This window comes from Neobacillus piezotolerans (assembly GCF_003362805.1).
GTDB classification, from domain to species: domain Bacteria; phylum Bacillota; class Bacilli; order Bacillales; family Cytobacillaceae; genus Bacillus_D; species Bacillus_D piezotolerans.
In genome coordinates, this window is the sequence record NZ_QNQT01000001.1 from 185144 (window position 1) to 205690 (window position 20547).

The window sequence follows — 20547 nt, forward strand, 5'->3', positions numbered from 1 at the left end:
CTGGAAAGAGGGCTGACATGATGAATGTCATTGAAATCAACAACTTAACAAAGAATTACGGAAAAGCAAGGGGAATTACGGATATCAGTTTTCAAGTGGAGGAAGGGGAAATTTTCGGATTTATCGGGCCGAACGGAGCAGGTAAGTCAACAACGATCCGGACGCTGCTGTCGCTAATTTATCCGACAAGCGGAAGCGCGAAGATTTTTGGGAAAGACTGTGTGAAATTCGCGCCTGAAATAAAAAAAGACATCGGCTATTTGCCCGCCGAAGTTTTCTACTATGACAATATGAAAGTGATTGACCTTCTTAAGTATTCAGCAAGCTTTTATAAAAAAGATTGCCGGAAAAGAATCAAGGAGCTGGCAGAAATGCTGGATCTGGATTTGCATAAAAAAATTGACGATCTTTCACTCGGAAACAAAAAGAAAGTCGGAATCGTCCAGGGTCTTTTGCATGAACCGAGGCTAATTATTCTTGATGAACCGACAAGCGGCCTGGATCCGTTGATGCAGCAGAAATTTTTCGAACTGCTCAGGGAAGAGAACAAAAAAGGTGCGACGATATTGTTTTCGTCCCATATATTAAGCGAGGTTCAGAAATTGTGCGATCGGGTGGCGATTATTAAAGAAGGGAAAATTGTTCAGGTTGAGAAAATCAGTACGTTAAAAGAAAACACTTATAAAAAATTCAAGATTGAAACAGCCGCGCCGGTGCAGAGGAGCCTTTTCCAGATGGAAGGGGTAAATGATTTGGAAGCGGACGGGACGACTGTCAGCTTTTTATACCGGGGCAACCTCAATGAGGTAATGAAAAAGATTACGGATGTTGAGATTGTGAACCTTTGGGTGACAGAGCCGGACCTTGAGGAGATTTTCATGCATTACTATGAAAAGGAGGAGTAACCGCCATGAATATTTATTTGCACGAGCTGAGGGCTTATCGTAAATCAGCGACTCTGTGGACGTGCGCCATGATTGGCCTGGTTCTCCTGTTCCTGTCGATGTTTCCGTCGTTTTCGAGGGAGGCGGCGGAGTTTAAACTAGTGCTGGAAGGCTTTCCGGATGCCGTCAAAAAGGCATTGGGTCTCTCTTTGGAAACAATCACTACACTGTTGGGATTCTATTCTTATGTTTTTCTGTACGTCGCGCTTTGCGGAGCGATTCAGGCGATGAATCTTGGGGTTTCGATTGTTTCAAAAGAGGCTCGGAACAAAACGGCGGATTTTCTTTTGACAAAACCGGTTACCCGTACAGAGGTGATCACTGCCAAGCTATTGGCGGCAGTGACAGCTTTGATGATAACCAATATAGTCTTCATGGCCGCTTCGTTTGTCATTGCTTCGATGGTAGCCTCCGAAGGTTTCAGTCTAAAACTGTTTTTGATGATTACGTTGACGCTGTTTTTTATTCAGTTGATTTTTCTGGCGCTTGGAACAATGATTTCCGTGGTCGCGCCAAAGATTAAGTCGGTTTTGTCTGTCTCCCTTGGAACGGTTTTTTCCTTTTTTATCATTGGGATGTTCGCCGGGGTAACAGACGATGATGTGCTAAAGTATGCTTCGCCGTTTAAATATTTTGAACCAGCCGAAATTGTAAGAAACTCAAGCTATGATGGGGAATTCCTTGGCATCGGCATAGGAATCGTAATTGCGGCGACTGCTGCCAGCTATGTAATCTTCGCGAAGAAAGATGTCCACTAGCTGTACCGCCGCCAAATTTTGCCGAATGGAGGTTTCGATATGAATATCGTTTTCAGGGAATTGAAGGCGCACCGAAAATCGCTAATATTCTGGTGCCTCGGTGTCATCTTGATGGTCGTCTCGGGCATGGGAAAGTATGGCGCGATGTCCGGTTCCGGGCAATCAATGAATGAATTGATGGAAGGGATGCCAAAGGGGCTCCAGGCCGTTTTGGGCGTTGGCGGCCTTGACCTTTCTACCGTCTTGGGCTATTACGGCATCCTGTACTTGTATATAGCAATCATGGCCGCGATCCATGCTGTTATGCTGGGAGCCACGATTATTGCGAAAGAAGAACGGGACAAAACGGCTGAGTTTCTGTTCTCAAAACCAGTTTCGAGAAGGAGAGTCATCACAGGCAAGCTATTCGCCGCCTTTGTCCAGGTTGCCATTATCAACCTCGTTGCGTACCTGTCATCAATCTTGAGCGTTTCACGATATGATGGCGGACCTCATGTGGAAGGTGATATTGCTACCCTCATGATTGGGATGTTCCTTTTACAGCTCATTTTTCTGTCGATTGGAGCGGCGACAGGGGCTGTACAAAAGAAGGCCGGAAAAGCGGGAGCAACAGCAGCGGCCATTATGCTGGCAACATTTATTTTGTCAGTCGCCATCGACATGAACGATAAGATAGAACCATTGAAATACTTCACGCCTTTTAAATATTATGAAGCGAAAGAATTATTGTTTGGAGCCGGTTTCAGCGGGGCATTTGTTCTACTTTCGGCCGCCATCGCAGCCGTGTTGACCGCTGTCACTTATATCAGCTACCAAAAACGGGACTTGAATTAGGGGGAGAGCCGATGATTTGCGCTGCCTGGTTTATCGGACGATTAAAGATGCGGGCATTCCGATAGAAAATCAATGGGTAAAAGCGGCTGTGGAAGTTTAAGAGTAAATAAACATCATAGAATTTAGGGAGAGAAGTGCTAGCTCTTCTCTCTTTTTTATCCGCTTTTTTAAAACCAAAAAAAGCCCCCTGATTTCTCAGGGGGAAGGTAGGAAGTCTAGATTGGACTAATTGGATCGGATTAATTGATTACAATCTTATGGGTTGTTGAATTGGTTGCACCTTTGTCGTCCGTAACTGTCAACGTGACGGTATAGGTGCCTTTCTTATTAAATGTGTGATCAACAGTCGTCCCGGTTCCGGTTGTTCCATCACCGAAGTTCCACTGATAGCTTACTATCGTTCCATCCGGGTCGCTCGATTGCGAACCATCGAATTTCGCAGCCTTTTTCATCTTGGCTGTTGCCTCGCCTTTGATTACTGCGATTGGCGCTTTGTTCTCTGCAGGAGGATCAACCTGGCCGCCGCCGGCAGTTACATACAACTTTCCTGGCGCGACTGCTTCAACTTGGTTCCCCGATTGATCTGCTACCCGGACTACGATAACGCCGCCTTCCATTGTAAGCGAAGCAGGAGTTGTGTAGGATCCTTCATAATGTCCAGGGGACGTTTCGGTCATTGTGATTCCATTGCCGCTGGAAGGCATCAATGGCAACTCAATCCGGAACGAAGCGTTAAGCCCTGGTTCACTGTCGAAGGATACCTGTACGGTTTCACCTGCACTAATGTGTACATCGGCAGCTGGTGAAATGTTTGTAATCTCTGGCGCGCTAAGATCAACAACTACATTACGAATAACAGTAGTTGTGTTGCCCGCGCGGTCGGTTGAGGTTACAGTAATCTCATTTTCACCGGCGTTGACTAGTATTTTGTGTGAGAACGTACCGTCGGCGTTCACTTTTACCGGTTGGCCGTTCACTGTTAGGTTATCAAAATGTTCATCGGTTGTTGTCCCTGTTACATGAACCATTTCGACATTTGTTCGGTAATCCTGAACTGGTGCGGTAACATCAAGGGCCGGTGCTGTCTGATCCAATGTGACGGTAGTAGGCTCGGAACGATCGGAAATTTTTCCGTTCACAACTACTTCAACGGACAATTCGTTCGCACCCGCATGGAGCGTTGTCGGGATGCTGAACTTGCCTTTTTCAACAGTGCCAGTACCAACCTGTTCTGTACCGTTGAACAGTTTCACTGTCGAACCATTTACTTGAGAAGTTCCGGTTACCGTAACATTTTCATCCTTTGTAAAGGAGCCGTTTGCAGGAGAAGTGATCACTGGCGCGCCAACAGGGTATTGGACAATCGCGCGGATCATGTAGTTCCCTTCGGCTGCAGGAGATTGGCTCCATGCGCCGCTGATTCTTTGCCAGCTGCGTAAAGCATTCGTGCCGCTTTCATCCGTAGCCAACCCTGGTGTGTTAGGATTCGCGAATGTTTGGATATACACAACGTAGAAATCTCCTTCAATCATTACCGGTTCTTGGAATTTTACCGTTGTCCATGTGCCATCGCGTTTAGCCGTTCCGTTGAGTGGGCCCGCGAGTTGTCGGCCTGGTGAACCATTGGCACCAGTAGCGTCATAGATTGCGTATTGGAATGCTGTACCGCCCGGAACCGGCCATTCTGTATCCCAGAAGCGGAACATTGCGCCTGTTACCTGCGCCGCGCCATTTTCAGGCGTCATGCGAACAGCCCAGGCATTGCCGGCTGCGTTCCATGCGCGTGCATTCTCAGCTGTACCGTCATCATATCCGATTGTTCCTTCAAATCCGATAAATGGTTTCAATGCTACATTCGCTTCAACTGATCCATTTCCTGTAACCGTGACAGTTGAATTCTTATTGTAGTATTGGTCGGCTGAAACCGCGAGTGTGTACGTTCCTTCGAGTACTTCAAGGGAGAATGCACCGTTTTGATCTGTTCTTACAGGTGCGATACGGGCATCTTCCATGACCATTACAGTTGCATTCGCGATTGGTTCGCGGGATCTTTCATCCGTCACTACACCCGTAATGATGCCGTGTGGAATCGGTTCAAGTGTAAAGCTGACTGATGTATCCCTTCCGTCAACAATCGTGATAGGACGGGTTTGTGGATAGAATCCATAGGCGTCAGCGCGAATGTTGTAATCTCCGGCCATATGAATCATGCTAAAGCGTCCGTTACTTGCATCCGTTCTTGTAGAACGGCCAGTTTCAAGGACAGTAACTGTCGCATTGGCAGGCAAGCTTTGCAGCCCAATTCCGCCTTGTGGCTGAGCCGGCAATGCATCCTTTTCCGTTCTGGACAGTTTTACCGCTGGTGCTTCATCAGTTGGCTTCGGTTTAACCATTGCCTGGGAGTCACCTTCAACCGCTCTTTCGAACTTTTGTGGTGCTACAGATGCCAATACGGCAAAGTTATCGATATACCATCCGAGTTTTACGACACTGCCATCGGATGTAACTCGGAATCTTACCTGAACCTGCTGGCCCGCATAGGAGGCTATATCGTAAGAAACTGTCGACCAGTTCTTGCCGTTTGTTGAGTGGCTAAACATGCCAAGCTGGGTCCAGGTTGTTCCGCCATCTTTTGTAATTTCGACGTAGCCTTTATCGTAGTTTGTTTCCAGCTCATACCAGTGCGAGAATGCGAGTGTCGCGTTATTTACCTGTGATAGGTCGATAACCGGGGATACGAGCGAAAAATTGCTGCTGCTTTCGTAATTGCCGTCAAGATCGGTTCCCCATACATTTGGAGCGGATAGTGGAACAGGTGCGCCAGTGCCTGAAGGAGTACCGCGCTCCCACTCATCACGTGTACCGGAATGCGTCCATCCGTTATCCGTATTTCCATCAAAATTGTCGCTGTATATCGTTACTGGAGCGGTAACTGAAACGGATACCTCGTTGGAGTTTCCGCTCTCGTTGCCAAAGTAATCCTTTGCTCTTACGACATAGAAATAGGTCTCACCATTGGCTGTGTTGGAATCTGAAAAACTATTTTCAGTTGTCGTTCCGATTTTTTCATAGCCGCTGCCTGAGACAGATGAACGATAAACATTGTATTCTTTGAAATCTTTATCAGCAACTGCTGACCAGTTAAGCGATACAATTCCCAGAGAATTAGCCCGGGCGGTTAAGTCTGCTGGAACAGCAGGTGCGACATCATCCGCTCCAATAAGCTCCACATCATCAATATACCAGCCATCCCGTGTCCCGGAACCGTCGGTATGCAGGTTGAAAATGAGATAAACCTGTTCTCCTGCAAATCGTGATAGGTCAACCAATTGGTTTTTCCATCCGCCACTTGCCCCAGTGAAGGAAGCTAAAGAAACGAATTCATAATTGGTGGATTCCGTTGCTGCATACACGACGCCTCTGTCATAATTGGTCTCCAGGTTGAACCAGTGCTTGAAGGAGAGAAGTACGCCTCGATTGCTATCCAAGAGATCAATTGGCGGCATCATCATATAGGAGTTGGAATTGTTGAGATATTGACCGTTAAGTTTGGTTGCGATCAGCTTTGTGCCTGAAGCTGCCGAACCAGGGCCTCCTACAGGAACACCCCATTCCCAGGTGTTATTTGCTCCACCTGTTGTAAAGCCAGTAATATTTGTTTCGAAGTCTTGCATGTAACCAGGTTTAACACCATTTGAAACTTCGATTGAATACTTATTTGTTTCAAAACCGTTATTGCCGTAATCGTTGACCCGGATGTAATATTCCGTACCCGCCGTATGCACGAGGAAGTAAGGAATAGAGCCTTCATACACTCCGGCTTTGTAGTCGCCAGACGTGCGTGACATTGGAATGTATGTCCAGTGCGTGTTGCCTTTAATTCTGGCATACGCTTCTACTGTAACAACGCCAACATTATCGGATACACTGGCAGTGAATGGTATATCCAAGCCTGTATAGGCCATTGTTACAGGCGTGTGCTCAAGTACTGGCGGCTCGAAGTCATCTCCGGCGGTTGCCACACGGCCGGATACTGAACCAAGACCGCTCAGAATGGAGCCTACAGCATCGGCGGCGTTGATTAATCCGCTTCCGTACCCGTTGTTCGGGCTTGTAGGGTACTCGGCATCGGTTAATGGTATTGCTGTTGTTTGAATAATGTGTTCAAGTTGGTCAACCGTGAGGGATGAGTTTACTTGAAGCAGCAATGCGGCTAGCGCCGTTGTATGCGGGCCGGCCATCGATGTCCCGTTCCATCCGCCTTCATAGCCCCCGCCTGGTACAGAGGAGCGTACATTTACTCCTGGCGCGGATACTTCAGGCTTAATTTCTTGATAAGGAGACGGGCCCCTTAGTGAGAATGAAGCTACTTTGTTGTTGATGTCTGTTGCCCCTGTAGCGAATGATTCCGGATAGTTGGCGGGATTCGCTACCGACCCAGGGCCGCCTGGGTTGCCAGTGCGGACGTTTCCAGCTGAAAACTCAGGGAAGATTTGTGCCGCGCGCCAGGATTGGACCGTTGGCCGGAACCACTCGTCAAGGCCAGGGCCGCCGCCCCATGAGTTATTCACAACGTCTGGAGCCATTTCCGGATGTGGGTTGCCGTTTCGATCAATCGGAGCCATCAGCCATTGCGCACCACGTAAGATAATGTCATCCGTTGTGGATGGATTGAAAATACGGACAGCCATCCATTTTGCTCCGGGTGCGACACCGATTTGGTTCGTTCCGTTCGCTTCCGAACCAACCATTGTACCCATTGTATGGGTTCCGTGGCCATCCGTATCTACAGGCATGGACGCTCCGCTATGGGGATCAAACCAGCTGAGTTCAGGATTGACGACATTGCCGTTAGCGTCGTAGCCACGCCATTTGCGCTGCAATGCAGGATGGGTTAAATCAACCCCTGTATCCAGATTCGCAACCACTACGCCAGTTCCATCGATACCCATTGCCCATGCTTCAGGCGCATGGACTTGATTGATGTTCCACTCAATATTGCTAGGCTGGATATCCGCGGTTGCAACCTTTTCCTCAGTAACCGCCGTCTTTTCCGCTTTATCTAGGAACCGCTCTTCGTTAGGAAGAATCTTGGCTACTTCAGCGCGTAAAGCGATCTTCTCCATAACTTCCTTCGTACTCGTTACAGCCATCGCATTTACGATGAAGAAGCTTTCAAAGCTTTTTACTTGACCCTTTTTTTGCATATTTTCTAAGTATTTTTCCAAACCATATTGTGTACGGGTTGCTGTTTCACGCAAAGAGGAAATAACAGCGTTACGCATCGCAAGCTTGGCAACGGCTGGAGTTTCTTTTTTCTTTAGGGATGCTTGATGAGCGTTTTTTGAAACAGTGTCAACATCTGCTTGTTCTTTCATCTTAATGAGGTAGGTTACGTATTCCTCATCCGTGAATTGTTTGGCTAGTTTAGGAGCGATTTTGTCAGCAACTAGTTGGGGTACGTTTGATTGAAGATCAACCTTTTGCATAGAAGCATTTCCTGTTGCATAAGCCGGGGCAACGAGCGTTAGTGTAAGTACGAAAATTAGCCATTGAGAAACCCATTTACGCAATCTCTTGCTTTTTGCCAATACATTTCCTCTCCCTCTCACTTAAAATTTTCTTTTTTAAAAACAGAGTAATAGACAGACCTCCTTTCTTTTAACAAGAGTAAAGGAATCTGAATATTTAGACAACATTAAAAAATATGCTTCTTTTCGTATTTTGGAAGGATTTTCCCAATATGGTAAATGGGTACATTGTTATTGTAGTAGAAAGAAAATGAAACAACAGGTGAGTAAGTTTCAAAGAAGCAACAATAGCTTTTGGGAGGAGAAGGAGAAGTGAAAATACTACAGGATACCATATTTTACCTAGAGGAGATTCGACAAATGCCGTATATCTGCCGTGAGAGCCGTCCAGACAACCAACAGGTGCGTTTTAACTAAGATTTACGTTGCTTTATCAGCCAATTGATCAATTTTAACTGTCAGCCCCGGCAACATACACATTCCTCCCAATTCTACAAAATCCGTTTCTATCGGCCTTAATTTTAAATGCCGGGAATCCGTAATATATACCTCAAAAGTCAATAATGAAGGGATCAAACGGACGATAAAATTGATACGTTCGGATGCAAATCCGAAGGTGAGGAACATTTTAGTGATTTGAAGAAACACGCAACGAAAGAGTTTTATAAATACTAAGTTTATATTGTGGGAGGTTATTTAGAAAAAAATTTCCCAAGAAATTTTAGTGATTGATAGGTTTCATTGCATGTAATTGATTTCATATTAACATTTGATAAAAAAACCTAAAAAACAAACCGATTTTTTTAATAGAAATTGTTTCCAAACGATTAATTTAAGTGTTTCTAACTCCTTATCCATTATCCAATAAAGAATTGCCCCAGCTCTTATGGTACGAATATACGGCTAGCTGGCCAAACATACAGCTCCTTAGTTTATACTGAAGCACCAAAAGTGAGATAGGATTTCTTTGACCACACCCTCTTTTGATGCTAGAGGATTTGATATTAAAATAAAGTATTTTAATTGTTGCCAATAGTATATAATTGCAATAAAAGTAATATTTCGACAGTAGAAATGTTAATTAGTCAAAATTTGCATAAGAGTGTGGATTACGCAAAACTGCCAATGAAATTTTTATTGCTTTAGGGGTGTAGAAAAATGAGTATGACTGAAAAAATCAACATTCTATTGGTAGATGACCGCCCTGAAAACCTTTTGGCTATGGAAGCAATTATTGAGCAAAGCGACTACCAAATAATTAAAGCCTTTTCTGGGGAAGAGGCCTTAAAGTATTTACTTAAGTTTGATTTTGCTTTGATTTTGCTTGATGTCCAAATGCCTGATTTGGATGGATTTGATACGGCCAAAATCATTAAGGCGCGGGAGAAAACCAAAAATGTTCCAATTCTATTCATAACAGCGAATAATTTGGATTCTGAGTATATTTTTAAAGGGTATTCAGTAGGCGCTATCGATTATATTTTAAAGCCATTTGATCCTTTTCTCCTGAAGGCAAAAGTAGATGGGTTTGTCGAGATTTATAGATTAAATCAGCAGATTCTTCAACAATCCATTCGGTTAAAGGAGAAAACAAAGGAACTGCAAGAAATTAATTTGGAATTGGAAAATTCAACTTCTAAATTGAGAAAATCGGAAGCTTTGGCAAATGTAATAAGCGAAACCTCTCTTGATACGATGATCAACATAAATGAGTCAGGTTCAATAGTAAAGGTAAATCCAGCCATTTATAAAATGTTTGGTTATGAAGAACACGAAATCCTTGGCGAAAAAATTTCTTTATTATTTTCATATCAATCAAACCGAGCAATAAAAGAAATTTTAAAAGCGATCGAACGGTTGGAAACTATTATTGGCAATGAAAATAATAAAGAGTTAACTGCTTTAAGGAAAGATGGCACAGAATTCCCGGTTGAAATACAAATAGGGAAAAGGTTTGTTCAAAGTGAGTTCATTGTGGCTGTTACAATTAGGGATGTTACAAGTAAGAAAAAATATGAAAAAAACTTGAAGCATATGGCGTATCACGACTGGTTAACCGATCTTCCCAACCGCAGATATTTTACAAAACAATTACGGGATATGATTTCAGAGGCGAAACAATCAAATGAACAATTGGCTCTCCTGTATATTGATATGGATAGTTTAAAATATATTAACGATTCTCTGGGACATATTATAGGCGATAAAGTGATTCGGGAATTTGCTGAAAGGCTGAAAAAATTTATAAATAAAGAAGACTTCATTGCAAGAATTGGCGGAGATGAATTCAATATCATTTTAAGCAAAACAAATAGAGAGCAAGCAATCGATATTGCAGAAACAATTTTGGAAGATTTCACAACGCCGATCTTTTTTGATACATACGAATTGTTTATTACAGCCTGCATTGGGATAAGTATTTTTCCTTTCGATGGTGAAGACTCCATTACATTAATGAAAAATGCTGATGCTGCTTTATACCGTGCTAAACAGCAGGGGAATCACAAATACAAAATGTTTCATTCCGGAATTAATATGCAGTCCTATCGGTCTTTTATTTTGCGAAATGATCTTCGGAAGGCAATTGAAAGAAATGAGCTGAAATTGGTTTACCAACCGCGTATAGATATAGCAACAGGCAGGGTGACCAGTGCTGAAGCGCTTCTACGCTGGCAGCATTCAGATTGGGGATTAATTTCTCCCCAAGAGTTTATTCCGCTTGCGGAAGAAAGCGGGCAAATTGTAGAAATAGGAAACTGGGTCCTTGAAGCTGTATGCCAACAAATTCAGGACTGGAAAGAAGCGGGGTTGCCTATCGTTCGAATCGCTGTTAACTTTTCCGCGCAGCAATTTTTACAAAAGGACCTTTTGAAAACCTTTGCTCAGATTACGAAGGAGAGAGAAATTAGTCCAAAAATGCTGGAAGTGGAAATTACAGAAACGGTGATTATGGGGAATGAGTCCAACATTATAAAAACATTGAACGGCTTAAGGGAAATGGGAATCTGGATAAGCATAGATGACTTCGGCACAGGCTATTCCTCACTTAGCTATTTAAGGAGCCTGCCGGTACAGTCGTTAAAAATTGACAGGTCTTTTATAATAGACGCTTCAAATTGCATTCCTTTAATTTCAACGATTATTTCACTCGCCAAAAGTATGGATTTAACTGTAGTGGCTGAAGGAGTGGAAACAGAAGAACATTTGAATTTATTAAGAGACCTGAAGTGTGATGAATTCCAGGGATACTTAGTAAGCCCTCCAATATTTCCAAAGGAGTTCGAAAGCTTTCTAATAAATATTGGGCCAGTAATAAACCATAAAGGTCTAATTCAGCCAGTTGCTGAAAAAAAACAGGATAAAACGGTTCAAACATACACCCCAATTGAAAAGCAAAGTGCAAATTTAAATAAGGATATACTGACTGCCGCTTTAAATCGGACAAGGGATGTGTATATGATTTCAGCCAGGGAAATGGACGTCTTCGAATTACTTGTTGAGGGATTGAGCAATAAAGAAATTTCCGAACGGTTATTTATTAGTGAACATACAGTTAAAAACCATATTACGCGTATTTTTCAAAAGCTGACTGTAAGTGACCGTTTGCAAGCCATGGCAAAACTCTATCAAGCCTGCATTGAAGAGGGCAAAAGCCATCAATTACATTAAAAGCACGAATTGGGAGCGGGAAATGAAAATCAAATCAAAAATGCTATTGGGGCTTAGTTCCAAACCTATTCTAGTTGTCCTTATAATTATAATAGGTTTGCTGGAAGTTACGAGTATTAATAAATTGAATAAAGTTACTATAAACAATTATGAAATTTCTTTATTGGCCGAAGAAGTGCATAGGGATTTTAAGAATGAGGCCATTAGTTTAAGAAATATTATCGTATTTACTAATGATGAATTGAGGCAAAAGGAATTATCCCACTTACAGATAAAAAATAATTCGTTAAATACAAAAATAGTTTATCTTGAACGTATGGTGCAAACAAAAGAACAAAGAGAAATTATTGAAGACATTCAAATGACTAACAGGGAATTTAACTTATATAGAAGCAAGGTAATCAGCCTTGTTTCAGAAGGAAAAAAGGAAGAAGCATCCACTTTAATCAGTGAAGAAGGGCATGCCATTCAAGAAAAATTAACTGCTGACCTCACTTTGCTTACCAATAGTTTACAAGAAAACTTGACTGCATCATATAATAATGCCACGAAAAATATCCAGAAACTTATTGTTGTTTTGAGCTTAATCGCCTTATTAAGCATTATTCTTTCGGCCAGCTTTATTGTGAGAACCGTATGGGGCATTGCGTTTCGCTTAAGCAACGTATCTTCTATCATGAGCGACATTGCTAACGGAAAACTGGATTTAGGAACCCGGATTAATGTAAATTCCAAAGATGAAATAGATGATGTCGCAAAAGCGTTCAATCATTTAGCGGAATCCCTTGAGCAAAAAGTTAAACTTGAAAAAAGTTTATTATGGAACAAATCGAATATAGCTGAAATTAATGCGGAATTAGTAGGTTTACATGGTTTGAAAAACCTGTCGGAAGCCTTCCTGAAAAAAGTTGCACCTTTAATGGAGGCCTCCATGGGTAGTTTTTATGTAAAGGAAATGAATGATTCCACTAGCGAAACCCGCTATACACGATTTGCCTCATATGCAATGAATAAAGACTATCAGGATACCTTTACCTTGGGGGAAGGGCTGATTGGGCAAGCAGCGGAAGAGAAATCTTCCATACTTCTTACCAAAATCCCTCCTCAGTACCCCAAAGTGAAATTCGGGGTTGGTGAGATGTCCGTGATGAATCTTTATGTGGCCCCTTTAAAAGTTGAAGATAATGTTGTTGCCATTTTGGAATTGGCTTCACTAAAACTTTTTACCAAAGAACATCAAACATTTTTAGAAGAATTAATAAAACTAGTGGCGATTATCCTTGAAAAAGAAATGGATAGAATTCGATTGGCCAGGATATTGGAGGAGACACAAAGTTTGATGGAAGAAGTTCAGGTGCAATCTGAAGAACTTCAATCACAGCAAGACGAACTAAAATTGATAAACGAAGAGTTGGAGGAACAGACAATAGTACTCCGCGAATCTGAGGTGAAACTTCAGGTTCAACAGGAAGAACTTGAACAGACGAATTTTGAATTAAAGGAAAAGACTCTCATATTGGAAGATCAGAATAAGAAGTATGCTTTGAAAAACAAAGAACTCGAAAATGCCAGAAAACTACTCGAGGAAAAAGCAAATCAGCTTGCGATAAGTTCAAAATATAAGTCTGAGTTTCTAGCAAATATGTCGCATGAATTAAGGACCCCGCTAAACAGCTTGCTTATCCTATCAAAATTATTGTCGGAGAACCGTGATGGAAATCTTACAGAGAAGCAAGTGGAGTTTTCTAAAACAATCCATTCTTCCGGGGACGATTTATTATCACTCATTGACGATATTCTTGATTTATCGAAGGTTGAATCTGGGAAAATGAATATCCAGCCTGTCCAAATGAAAATGCAGTCTATTATTGAAGTACTTGAATCCCGATTCCAGCCATTAGCGAATGAAAAAGGATTGAAATTTACAATTATCCTTAAGGACGACGCGCCTTATACATTTTATACGGATGAAAAACGCTTGCTTCAAGTATTGAACAATTTATTATCCAATGCATTTAAATTTACTGATAAAGGAGAAGTAAGGTTAGAGATTAGCTCCACTTCTAATGCAATAAATGGCATCGAATTTAAGGTAATGGATACGGGAATCGGGATTGCGAAGGATAAGCATGACCTCATCTTCGAGGCGTTTCAACAAGTGGACGGCACAACCAGCCGGAGATACGGGGGAACAGGGTTGGGCCTTTCGATTTGCAGGGAAATGGCAAATTTATTGGGAGGCCGTATTCGTGTAGATAGTGAAGAGGGTAAAGGAAGTACCTTTATGTTCAGTTTGGAAGAATATAACCCACAAATACAAAATGGGCGCGGTTCAGAGGGAAAAGAGGAAGTGGCGGCGGGTTTGGAAACTTCCAATGTTGATGTAAATACCGAAATAACTGCATCGCAACCCGTTCATCCAAATAGAAAGATTAACGCCTACAATGGACCTAGGGACCAAGTTAAAAGAATTTTAATCGTTGATGATGATAAAAGGCAGCGTAATGCTTTGATGGAATTGATAGGAAATATGAATATTGTCATTAAAGCTGTCTCTACTGGCAAAGAAACAGTGGAAGAATTGAAAGTCAATCAATTCGACATATTGATTATGGATTTAGGATTAACCGATTCAGATGGATTTGAAATACTGAAAAAAATAAAAGAGAACAGTGATAACGATCAATTAAAGATAATCATCTATACGGGTAGGGACCTATCTTCAAAAGAAGAAATGGTTCTAAATCAATATGCCCACACCATTATCATTAAAGATAATATGGCGCCTCAGCGGCTAGTGGAAGAAATTAAGATACATTTAAATAATTTTAAAACCGATACTGTCCAATCCGAATCATTTGAGGATGTATCGAATAATCCTTACCCTCGGCTGAATGGGATAAAGGTTCTGCTAGTTGATGATGATGTTCGGAATGTTTTTGCAATCTCAAGTTTTCTGGAACAGTATGGGGTTACGATTGCCTTTGCCGAAAATGGCCGTGAATGTCTTCAATTAATGAACACCAATCCTGATTTTGATTTAATTTTAATGGATATAATGATGCCCGAAATGGATGGTTATGAAACAATAAAAGCTATTAGGGCTATGGGTGATTTTGATTCATTGCCAATTATTGCTTTGACTGCCAAGGCGATGAAGGAAGACCGAGAGAACTGTATGGAAGCTGGCGCGTCCGATTATATTGTAAAACCATTCAACCCTGAGCAATTAATCTCGTTAATACAAGTATGGCTTTATCCTCAAGAAGGTAATAAAAATGGATTTGACAAAAACTGACAATAATCATAATTCATTGGATGCCTTGGAAAAGATAGAAATTGACTTGCTTTTACAAGCAATTTATTCATGGTGCGGGTATGATTACCGAAATTACTCTTATAATTCAATTAGGAGAAGAGTTTGGAATAGGGTCCACGCTGAAAAATTGACAACTATTTCAGGACTGATTGAAAAGGTATTACATGACTCTGCCTGTTTAAAAAGGCTAATTTCCGATTTCTCTATAAATGTTACAGAGATGTTTAGGGATCCTTTGTTCTTCAAGGAATTTAGAGAAAAGGTAGTACCAATACTTCGAACTTACCCCTCAATTCGCATTTGGCATGCGGGATGTTCGACGGGGGAAGAAGTTTTTTCTATGGCAATGCTATTGCACGAGGAAGGTATTTATGAAAAAGCCAAAATATATGCCACAGATATAAACTCTGACGTTCTAAAGGCGGCCAAATCAGGCGTTTTTTCGCTGGAAAATATGAGGAAATACACGAATAATTATATTGCTTCCGGTGGGGAGCGATCCTTTTCGGATTATTACCAAGTTACTGGTGATGGAGTGAAATTTCATTCGTTTTTATCAAAGAATATCGTGTTCGCGCAGCATAACTTGGTAACCGACCGTTCCTTTAATGAATTTCATGTGATTTTCTGCAGGAATGTTTTAATCTATTTCAATAAAGATTTACAGCAAATGGTACACAATCTTTTTTACGAAAGTTTAAGCATGCTTGGATTCCTTGGATTAGGTGATAAGGAAACGATTTCTTATACCGAAAAAGCGGAGTGCTTTGAGAATGTCAGCCATGGACAAAAGCTTTATAGAAAGATTAGATAACGATTATTAATGAGGACCTATCACAAAGGTCCTTTTTTTGTTTTTCCCGAAAGAAATTGAATAGGAAGGGAGGCCTATTCTTCACTAACAAGAGGAAATAGGAAGAGGGGGGGATTATTTTTTCCGACAAAATTATACATAATCAAAGTAGTTTACAACACGGAGACGTCGTTTAAAGAGTTAACGGCCTAGATTAGATGTGGGAAGATAGCTCTTGTGGAGCGTGAGCGTTAAGCTTGTAGTCATTTAGTGCCTGGATCTATAAAAATAATCTGCTATCGGGGGATTTGAAGGATGAGTATGCTTAAAACGTTATTTAAACCTGAAAAAAAAATTACCTGCAAATCTACTCGAACAGTAATGGGTAGACCTATGGATACCACAGGTGGTTTTATGGATACGGCTAATAACGCCAAAGATAATGAAACAATTTTAAAAATAGAAAAAAGCTTGGATATGGCCCACGAAGTAGCAAATATAGCTAGTTGGGATTATGAAACTGATCGTGATTATGTCTTTGGATCTGAAGCATTGTTTTCCATACTTGGTATGAATCAGCATAAGATGATAGACACCACTTATCCAAATATGCTTGAGATGGTTCTAGAAGATGACCGTAATGTGTTTGACTATCATTTCCAGAATACCAAGAAGACTGGGAAAAGAATGGAGCTTAAATTTAGGGTCAAGCGGGCCGATGGTACGATGATAACGGTACAACTGAGAGCAGAGGCTATAAAAGACGAAAATGGTAAGGTATCCCGGATCTTTGGGGTTTTGAGGGATATTTCAAATGATCTATTGAAAGAAACCAAATTGAAAGAAAGTGAAGAGAAGTTAGAGAAGATTGCAAGCAGCCTGGATGTTGGTATATGGTCATATGACTTTGAATTAGAACGAATGGTGTATGTTTCACACGGGGTTGAGGCGATAACCGGTGAAAGAAATGAACTTTTGCTATTGGGTGAAAGAAAATGGAAGGATTATATACATCACGAAGATTTAGAAAAATATCAAAGCAACTATAGTAAACTCCGACAAGCCAAAACAATTATTCACCAATATAGGATAATTGATGTGTATGGGATTGAGAAATGGATAGAGGATCGGGTATTCCCAATAAGCAACTCAAGAGGGGAACTTATTAGACTTGATGGAATTGTGCAGGATATTAGCGAAAGAAAATTGCTCGAAGAAAAAATGAATTATTATGCCTTCCATGACAATTTAACTGATTTGCCAAACAGGAGAAAGTTGATTGAAGTTTTAACCGGAATGGTATCATGTCATAATAAATTTTCTTTATTGTATATCGATTTGGATATGTTTAAAAATGTAAATGACCGTTTAGGGTCCAGAATTGGGGACCAGCTCCTCCAAGAACTTACTAAACGGCTAACCGCCAAATATACTAATTTAGGGGAGTTCTATCGAATAGGTGGAGATAAATTTGCGCTTATTTTAAGACAAATGACCGAACCTTCCAGATTAAACTTAATTGGAAGGGAGATTATTGATTCAATTAGACAGGTTTTTTATATAGAAGGGTTTGAAATCCATATTACAGCAAGTATAGGAATGAGCATCCATCCTACAGATGGACAAACAGTAGAGGATTTAGAATTGAACACAGAGGTTGCTTTACGGAGGGCTAAAGAACTTGGAAAGAATAGGCTGCAGCTTTATACGGAGAGCCTAAGTATTGAAACGTTTAAATTGTTTTCTTTGGAAAGTGATTTAAGAAAGGCCATATTACTGGAAGACTTTATATTGCATTATCAGCCAAGAGTAAATACTTTAACGGGCGACGTAGTGGCTGCCGAGGCACTCATACGATGGAATCATCCCTTATTTGGGTTGATTTCTCCTGCCGAATTTATACCCATAGCTGAAGAAAGCAACCTGATAGATCAAATTAGTTTCTGGGTGATTGAACAAGTTTGCAAGGTACAAAGACAATTGATTCAAAGCGGAGATAACATAGTTCCAGTTTCAGTGAATCTGTCAGCAAAAACCATAATGAGAGCTGATTTGATTCCAACCATTCTTAATTATTTGGAGAGATACGGAATCGAGCCAAATTTATTGGAAATTGAGATTACAGAAAACACGATGATTAAAGCGGAAATGGCAGCTATATCTGCAATCGAAAAGTTAAAAGAAATCGGCATTGCAATTTCATTGGATGATTTTGGAACAGGTTACTCTTCTATCAGCTATTTAAAAAAGTTTAAGGTGAATTATATAAAAATAGATCGGTCATTTATTACAAGTATGCTCGTGAGTCAGGAAGACGCACGCATAGTAGAATCAATTCATTTATTAGCGAAAGGATTTAATTTAAAGGTAGTGGCCGAAGGAGTGGAGACTACAGAGCAATTAAAAAGGTTAAAACAATTAAATTGCCATTATATACAGGGCTATTTATTTAGTAAGCCAATAGATGAAGAACAATTTTTAAAGATTATATCGAACAATTCTAGACTTCTATATGCTTAAATTTTTTTATAAGGCAACCCCTGACAGTATTTAAAAAGGAGGGTATGGAAATTATCCAGGCCTCTTCAGAAACTGGAGAAGAAACTTAGGAGTGACATTCATGAAAAAATTTAGAATAGTTACCAGTTCGTCGGTGCTAGATGCAATAAAAATCGGTTCTGCCCAATTAGGAGTATCAGAAGACCAAGTAAAATACCATGTTATAACAAATATTAAATCTATCTTTGGTAAAAGAAAAGTTACTGTGCTTTTATCCATTAAGGATGAAAAGGCACTATTTAGAAAAAATAATGTTTCTATCAAAAAAACAGGGTATAAAAAATTGTTATTTAGAGCTTCGTTTCCGAAAGAAATATACGAGGGAAAAGTATGGATAAAGGGTGGACGGGTCTTTTCAAGAAATGGAAAAGATCATTTTCCTTCGCTGTACCCTTGCGAAGGTGTAGAAATTCATATCAATGGACAAGTGAAAACCGATCAAACGATTATAACGGAAATCGACAAGGTTGAACTTAGGACCACACAAAAGGAAATTAAAACTCAATATAGTTTGGAGCCTTCACCAGATAGAATGGAAGTTCTTTTAAAAATCCAACCTGGATATATCATAAGCCAAAAGGTGTGTGACTCTTCTCCAATGCGTTCTTTGCAGATTAAAGTACGGGAAGAAAAGAAGTTCCTTCCGATTGAGATAGATAAAATTCACAACGAACTAACTCGCAGCTATAGCGCAACGGTTCTCCTGGACAACCTATACATGGCATGTTCCTCTGAAGAAGAAAACATATTTGTAATTGCTAGAGGAACTCCTGCTATTCCAGGAAAAAATGGTACATTTATCCCTAATAATAAAATTAAATATGAATCTGTTCAGGAGAATGGAGCAACAAATAAAGTGGGTATCAAATCTTATCCAATTGTTCAGGAAGGCGATATTATTGGACATATTGAACAACCGCATTCAGGCCAAGTTGGATATGATGTTTTTGGAAATACGATACATATAGAAGAAGATTACCATCCTATAGACGTTAGGACTGGAAACGGCGTCCTTTATTTAAAAAATCAAAATTTAATAGTAGCGAAGAAATCTGGTCGGGTTTCTATTGTTTCTGTCGGCAATTCGCTTATGTTTGAAATAATCCCAGTCCACAATTTACACAAAAACATCAACAAGGAGACCGGTTCTGTCAGTTTGGATGGGGATGTAATTATAACTGGCGATGTAGAAGATGGAGTGACAGTAGAAGCTAGCGGCAATGTCTTTGTAGCTGGAAGTGTGTATAATTCAACTATTCGAGCCAATGGAGACGTTACAATTAAAGGAAATGCAAACAATTCTAAGTTATTCTCTGGATGGGATTCTAAAAAATCCGATGAGGTTATTTCCATTGGAAAGGAAACGCATGATTTACTATTCAATTTGATTTCCGCAATAAATCAATTGACATCAAATCCAGCGTTTTCAAAAAGCGACCTTGCCAAAAAAGGATTTCAGCCCCTAATAAAACTTCTTGTCGGAATGAAATTCACTGAGCTTCCTTCTCTCATTCAGAAGCTTAAAAAGGTCGATATTAAGCCAACTGGTTGGAATGATCTTATCAAAACCCTGGATCTTATTTTTTTGAAAAATAATCCTTCAGTTAAATCAATCAGCCACTTGAAAAGAATTGCAGCCAATATCGATAATAAAATTATTTTACTTGAGATCGAAACAGCAAAGGAAACATGTATTACCGTTAAAAACGCCTTTTATTCCGAAATAAGCAGCAATGGGAGCACCATCATTATGGAAAAGGCCCTATTATCAAAAATACGATCAGAAAAATCTATTAAGGTAAGAGTGGCTAAAAATAGCGAGATTCGAGCCGGGGAAAAAATCACTGTTTATGAAGCAGACAAAAATACTATTTTAACAGTTCAGGAAGAAAAGGGTTCTATTGAGTCCGAGATTTTATGGCCAAACATAATAATAAAGTTTGGTGAAATTGCAAAGAAAATCTCCAGTCCGAAGAAAAGGGCGATATTTCGCCTTAAAGATAACGGGCTTATTATTGAAAAAAGTATTGCATCATAATCGGCTGAAACGATTCTTTATTTTTGCTAAATCTAGCAGGTCTATTAACGAGAAAATATTACAGGCCAGAAAACAATCTTGTTTTTTGTAACAAAAATAGCT

At 40.5% G+C, this 20547-nt stretch carries 9 protein-coding genes; 8 read left to right on the forward strand and 1 reads right to left on the reverse strand.

All coding sequences use genetic code 11. The features are described 5' to 3' along the window. Nucleotides 1-20 precede the first annotated feature (20 nt). From DRW41_RS00950 to DRW41_RS00960, 3 genes are read left to right on the forward strand one after another with little or no spacing between them, the layout of a single operon-like run. Nucleotides 21-905, forward strand: a complete 885-nt coding sequence (locus tag DRW41_RS00950) for an ABC transporter ATP-binding protein (protein WP_115450864.1) — start codon at nt 21-23, stop codon at nt 903-905. 5 nt (nt 906-910) lie between these two features. Next, nucleotides 911-1702, forward strand: coding sequence for an ABC transporter permease subunit (locus DRW41_RS00955; protein WP_115450093.1), 792 nt, complete (start codon nt 911-913; stop codon nt 1700-1702). Between the two features lie 39 nt (nt 1703-1741). After that, complete coding sequence (locus tag DRW41_RS00960) at nt 1742-2536, forward strand: ABC transporter permease subunit (protein ID WP_115450094.1); 795 nt, start codon at nt 1742-1744, stop codon at nt 2534-2536. A gap of 239 nt (nt 2537-2775) precedes the next feature. Here the strand turns inward: DRW41_RS00960 and DRW41_RS00970 are convergent, their stop codons facing one another. Further along, nucleotides 2776-8127: a S8 family serine peptidase gene (locus tag DRW41_RS00970; RefSeq protein WP_439330844.1), complete on the reverse strand. Its 5352-nt coding sequence runs from the start codon at nt 8125-8127 to the stop codon at nt 2776-2778. 1098 nt (nt 8128-9225) lie between these two features. Between DRW41_RS00970 and DRW41_RS00975 the strand changes: the two genes are divergently transcribed. The 5 genes from DRW41_RS00975 (at nt 9226) to DRW41_RS00995 (ending at nt 20445) form a co-directional block, all read left to right on the forward strand. Next, nucleotides 9226-11736: an EAL domain-containing protein gene (locus DRW41_RS00975; protein ID WP_115450096.1), complete on the forward strand. Its 2511-nt coding sequence runs from the start codon at nt 9226-9228 to the stop codon at nt 11734-11736. Between the two features lie 22 nt (nt 11737-11758). Then, the gene (locus tag DRW41_RS00980; RefSeq protein WP_115450097.1) at nt 11759-15034 is read left to right on the forward strand and encodes a response regulator; all 3276 of its coding nucleotides are present in this window, start codon (nt 11759-11761) and stop codon (nt 15032-15034) included. Continuing rightward, nucleotides 15015-15869: a CheR family methyltransferase gene (locus DRW41_RS00985; RefSeq protein ID WP_115450098.1), complete on the forward strand. Its 855-nt coding sequence runs from the start codon at nt 15015-15017 to the stop codon at nt 15867-15869. Before DRW41_RS00980 ends, DRW41_RS00985 begins: the two co-directional genes overlap by 20 nt. 294 nt (nt 15870-16163) lie before the next feature. After that, nucleotides 16164-18368 carry a bifunctional diguanylate cyclase/phosphodiesterase gene (locus DRW41_RS00990; protein WP_115450099.1) on the forward strand — a complete coding sequence of 735 codons (2205 nt, stop codon included), beginning with the start codon at nt 16164-16166 and terminating at the stop codon, nt 18366-18368. Nucleotides 18369-18468: 100 nt separating this feature from the next. After that, complete coding sequence (locus DRW41_RS00995; RefSeq protein WP_115450100.1) at nt 18469-20445, forward strand: FapA family protein; 1977 nt, start codon at nt 18469-18471, stop codon at nt 20443-20445. The last annotated feature ends 102 nt before the right edge of the window (nt 20446-20547 follow it).

Coding starts and splice junctions, on each gene's coding strand:
- DRW41_RS00950 (WP_115450864.1), top strand. CDS start 21: ATGAATGTCATTGAAATCAACAACTTAACAAAGAATTACGGAAAAGCA.
- DRW41_RS00955 (WP_115450093.1), top strand. CDS start 911: ATGAATATTTATTTGCACGAGCTGAGGGCTTATCGTAAATCAGCGACT.
- DRW41_RS00960 (WP_115450094.1), top strand. CDS start 1,742: ATGAATATCGTTTTCAGGGAATTGAAGGCGCACCGAAAATCGCTAATA.
- DRW41_RS00975 (WP_115450096.1), top strand. CDS start 9,226: ATGAGTATGACTGAAAAAATCAACATTCTATTGGTAGATGACCGCCCT.
- DRW41_RS00980 (WP_115450097.1), top strand. CDS start 11,759: ATGAAAATCAAATCAAAAATGCTATTGGGGCTTAGTTCCAAACCTATT.
- DRW41_RS00985 (WP_115450098.1), top strand. CDS start 15,015: ATGGATTTGACAAAAACTGACAATAATCATAATTCATTGGATGCCTTG.
- DRW41_RS00990 (WP_115450099.1), top strand. CDS start 16,164: ATGAGTATGCTTAAAACGTTATTTAAACCTGAAAAAAAAATTACCTGC.
- DRW41_RS00995 (WP_115450100.1), top strand. CDS start 18,469: ATGAAAAAATTTAGAATAGTTACCAGTTCGTCGGTGCTAGATGCAATA.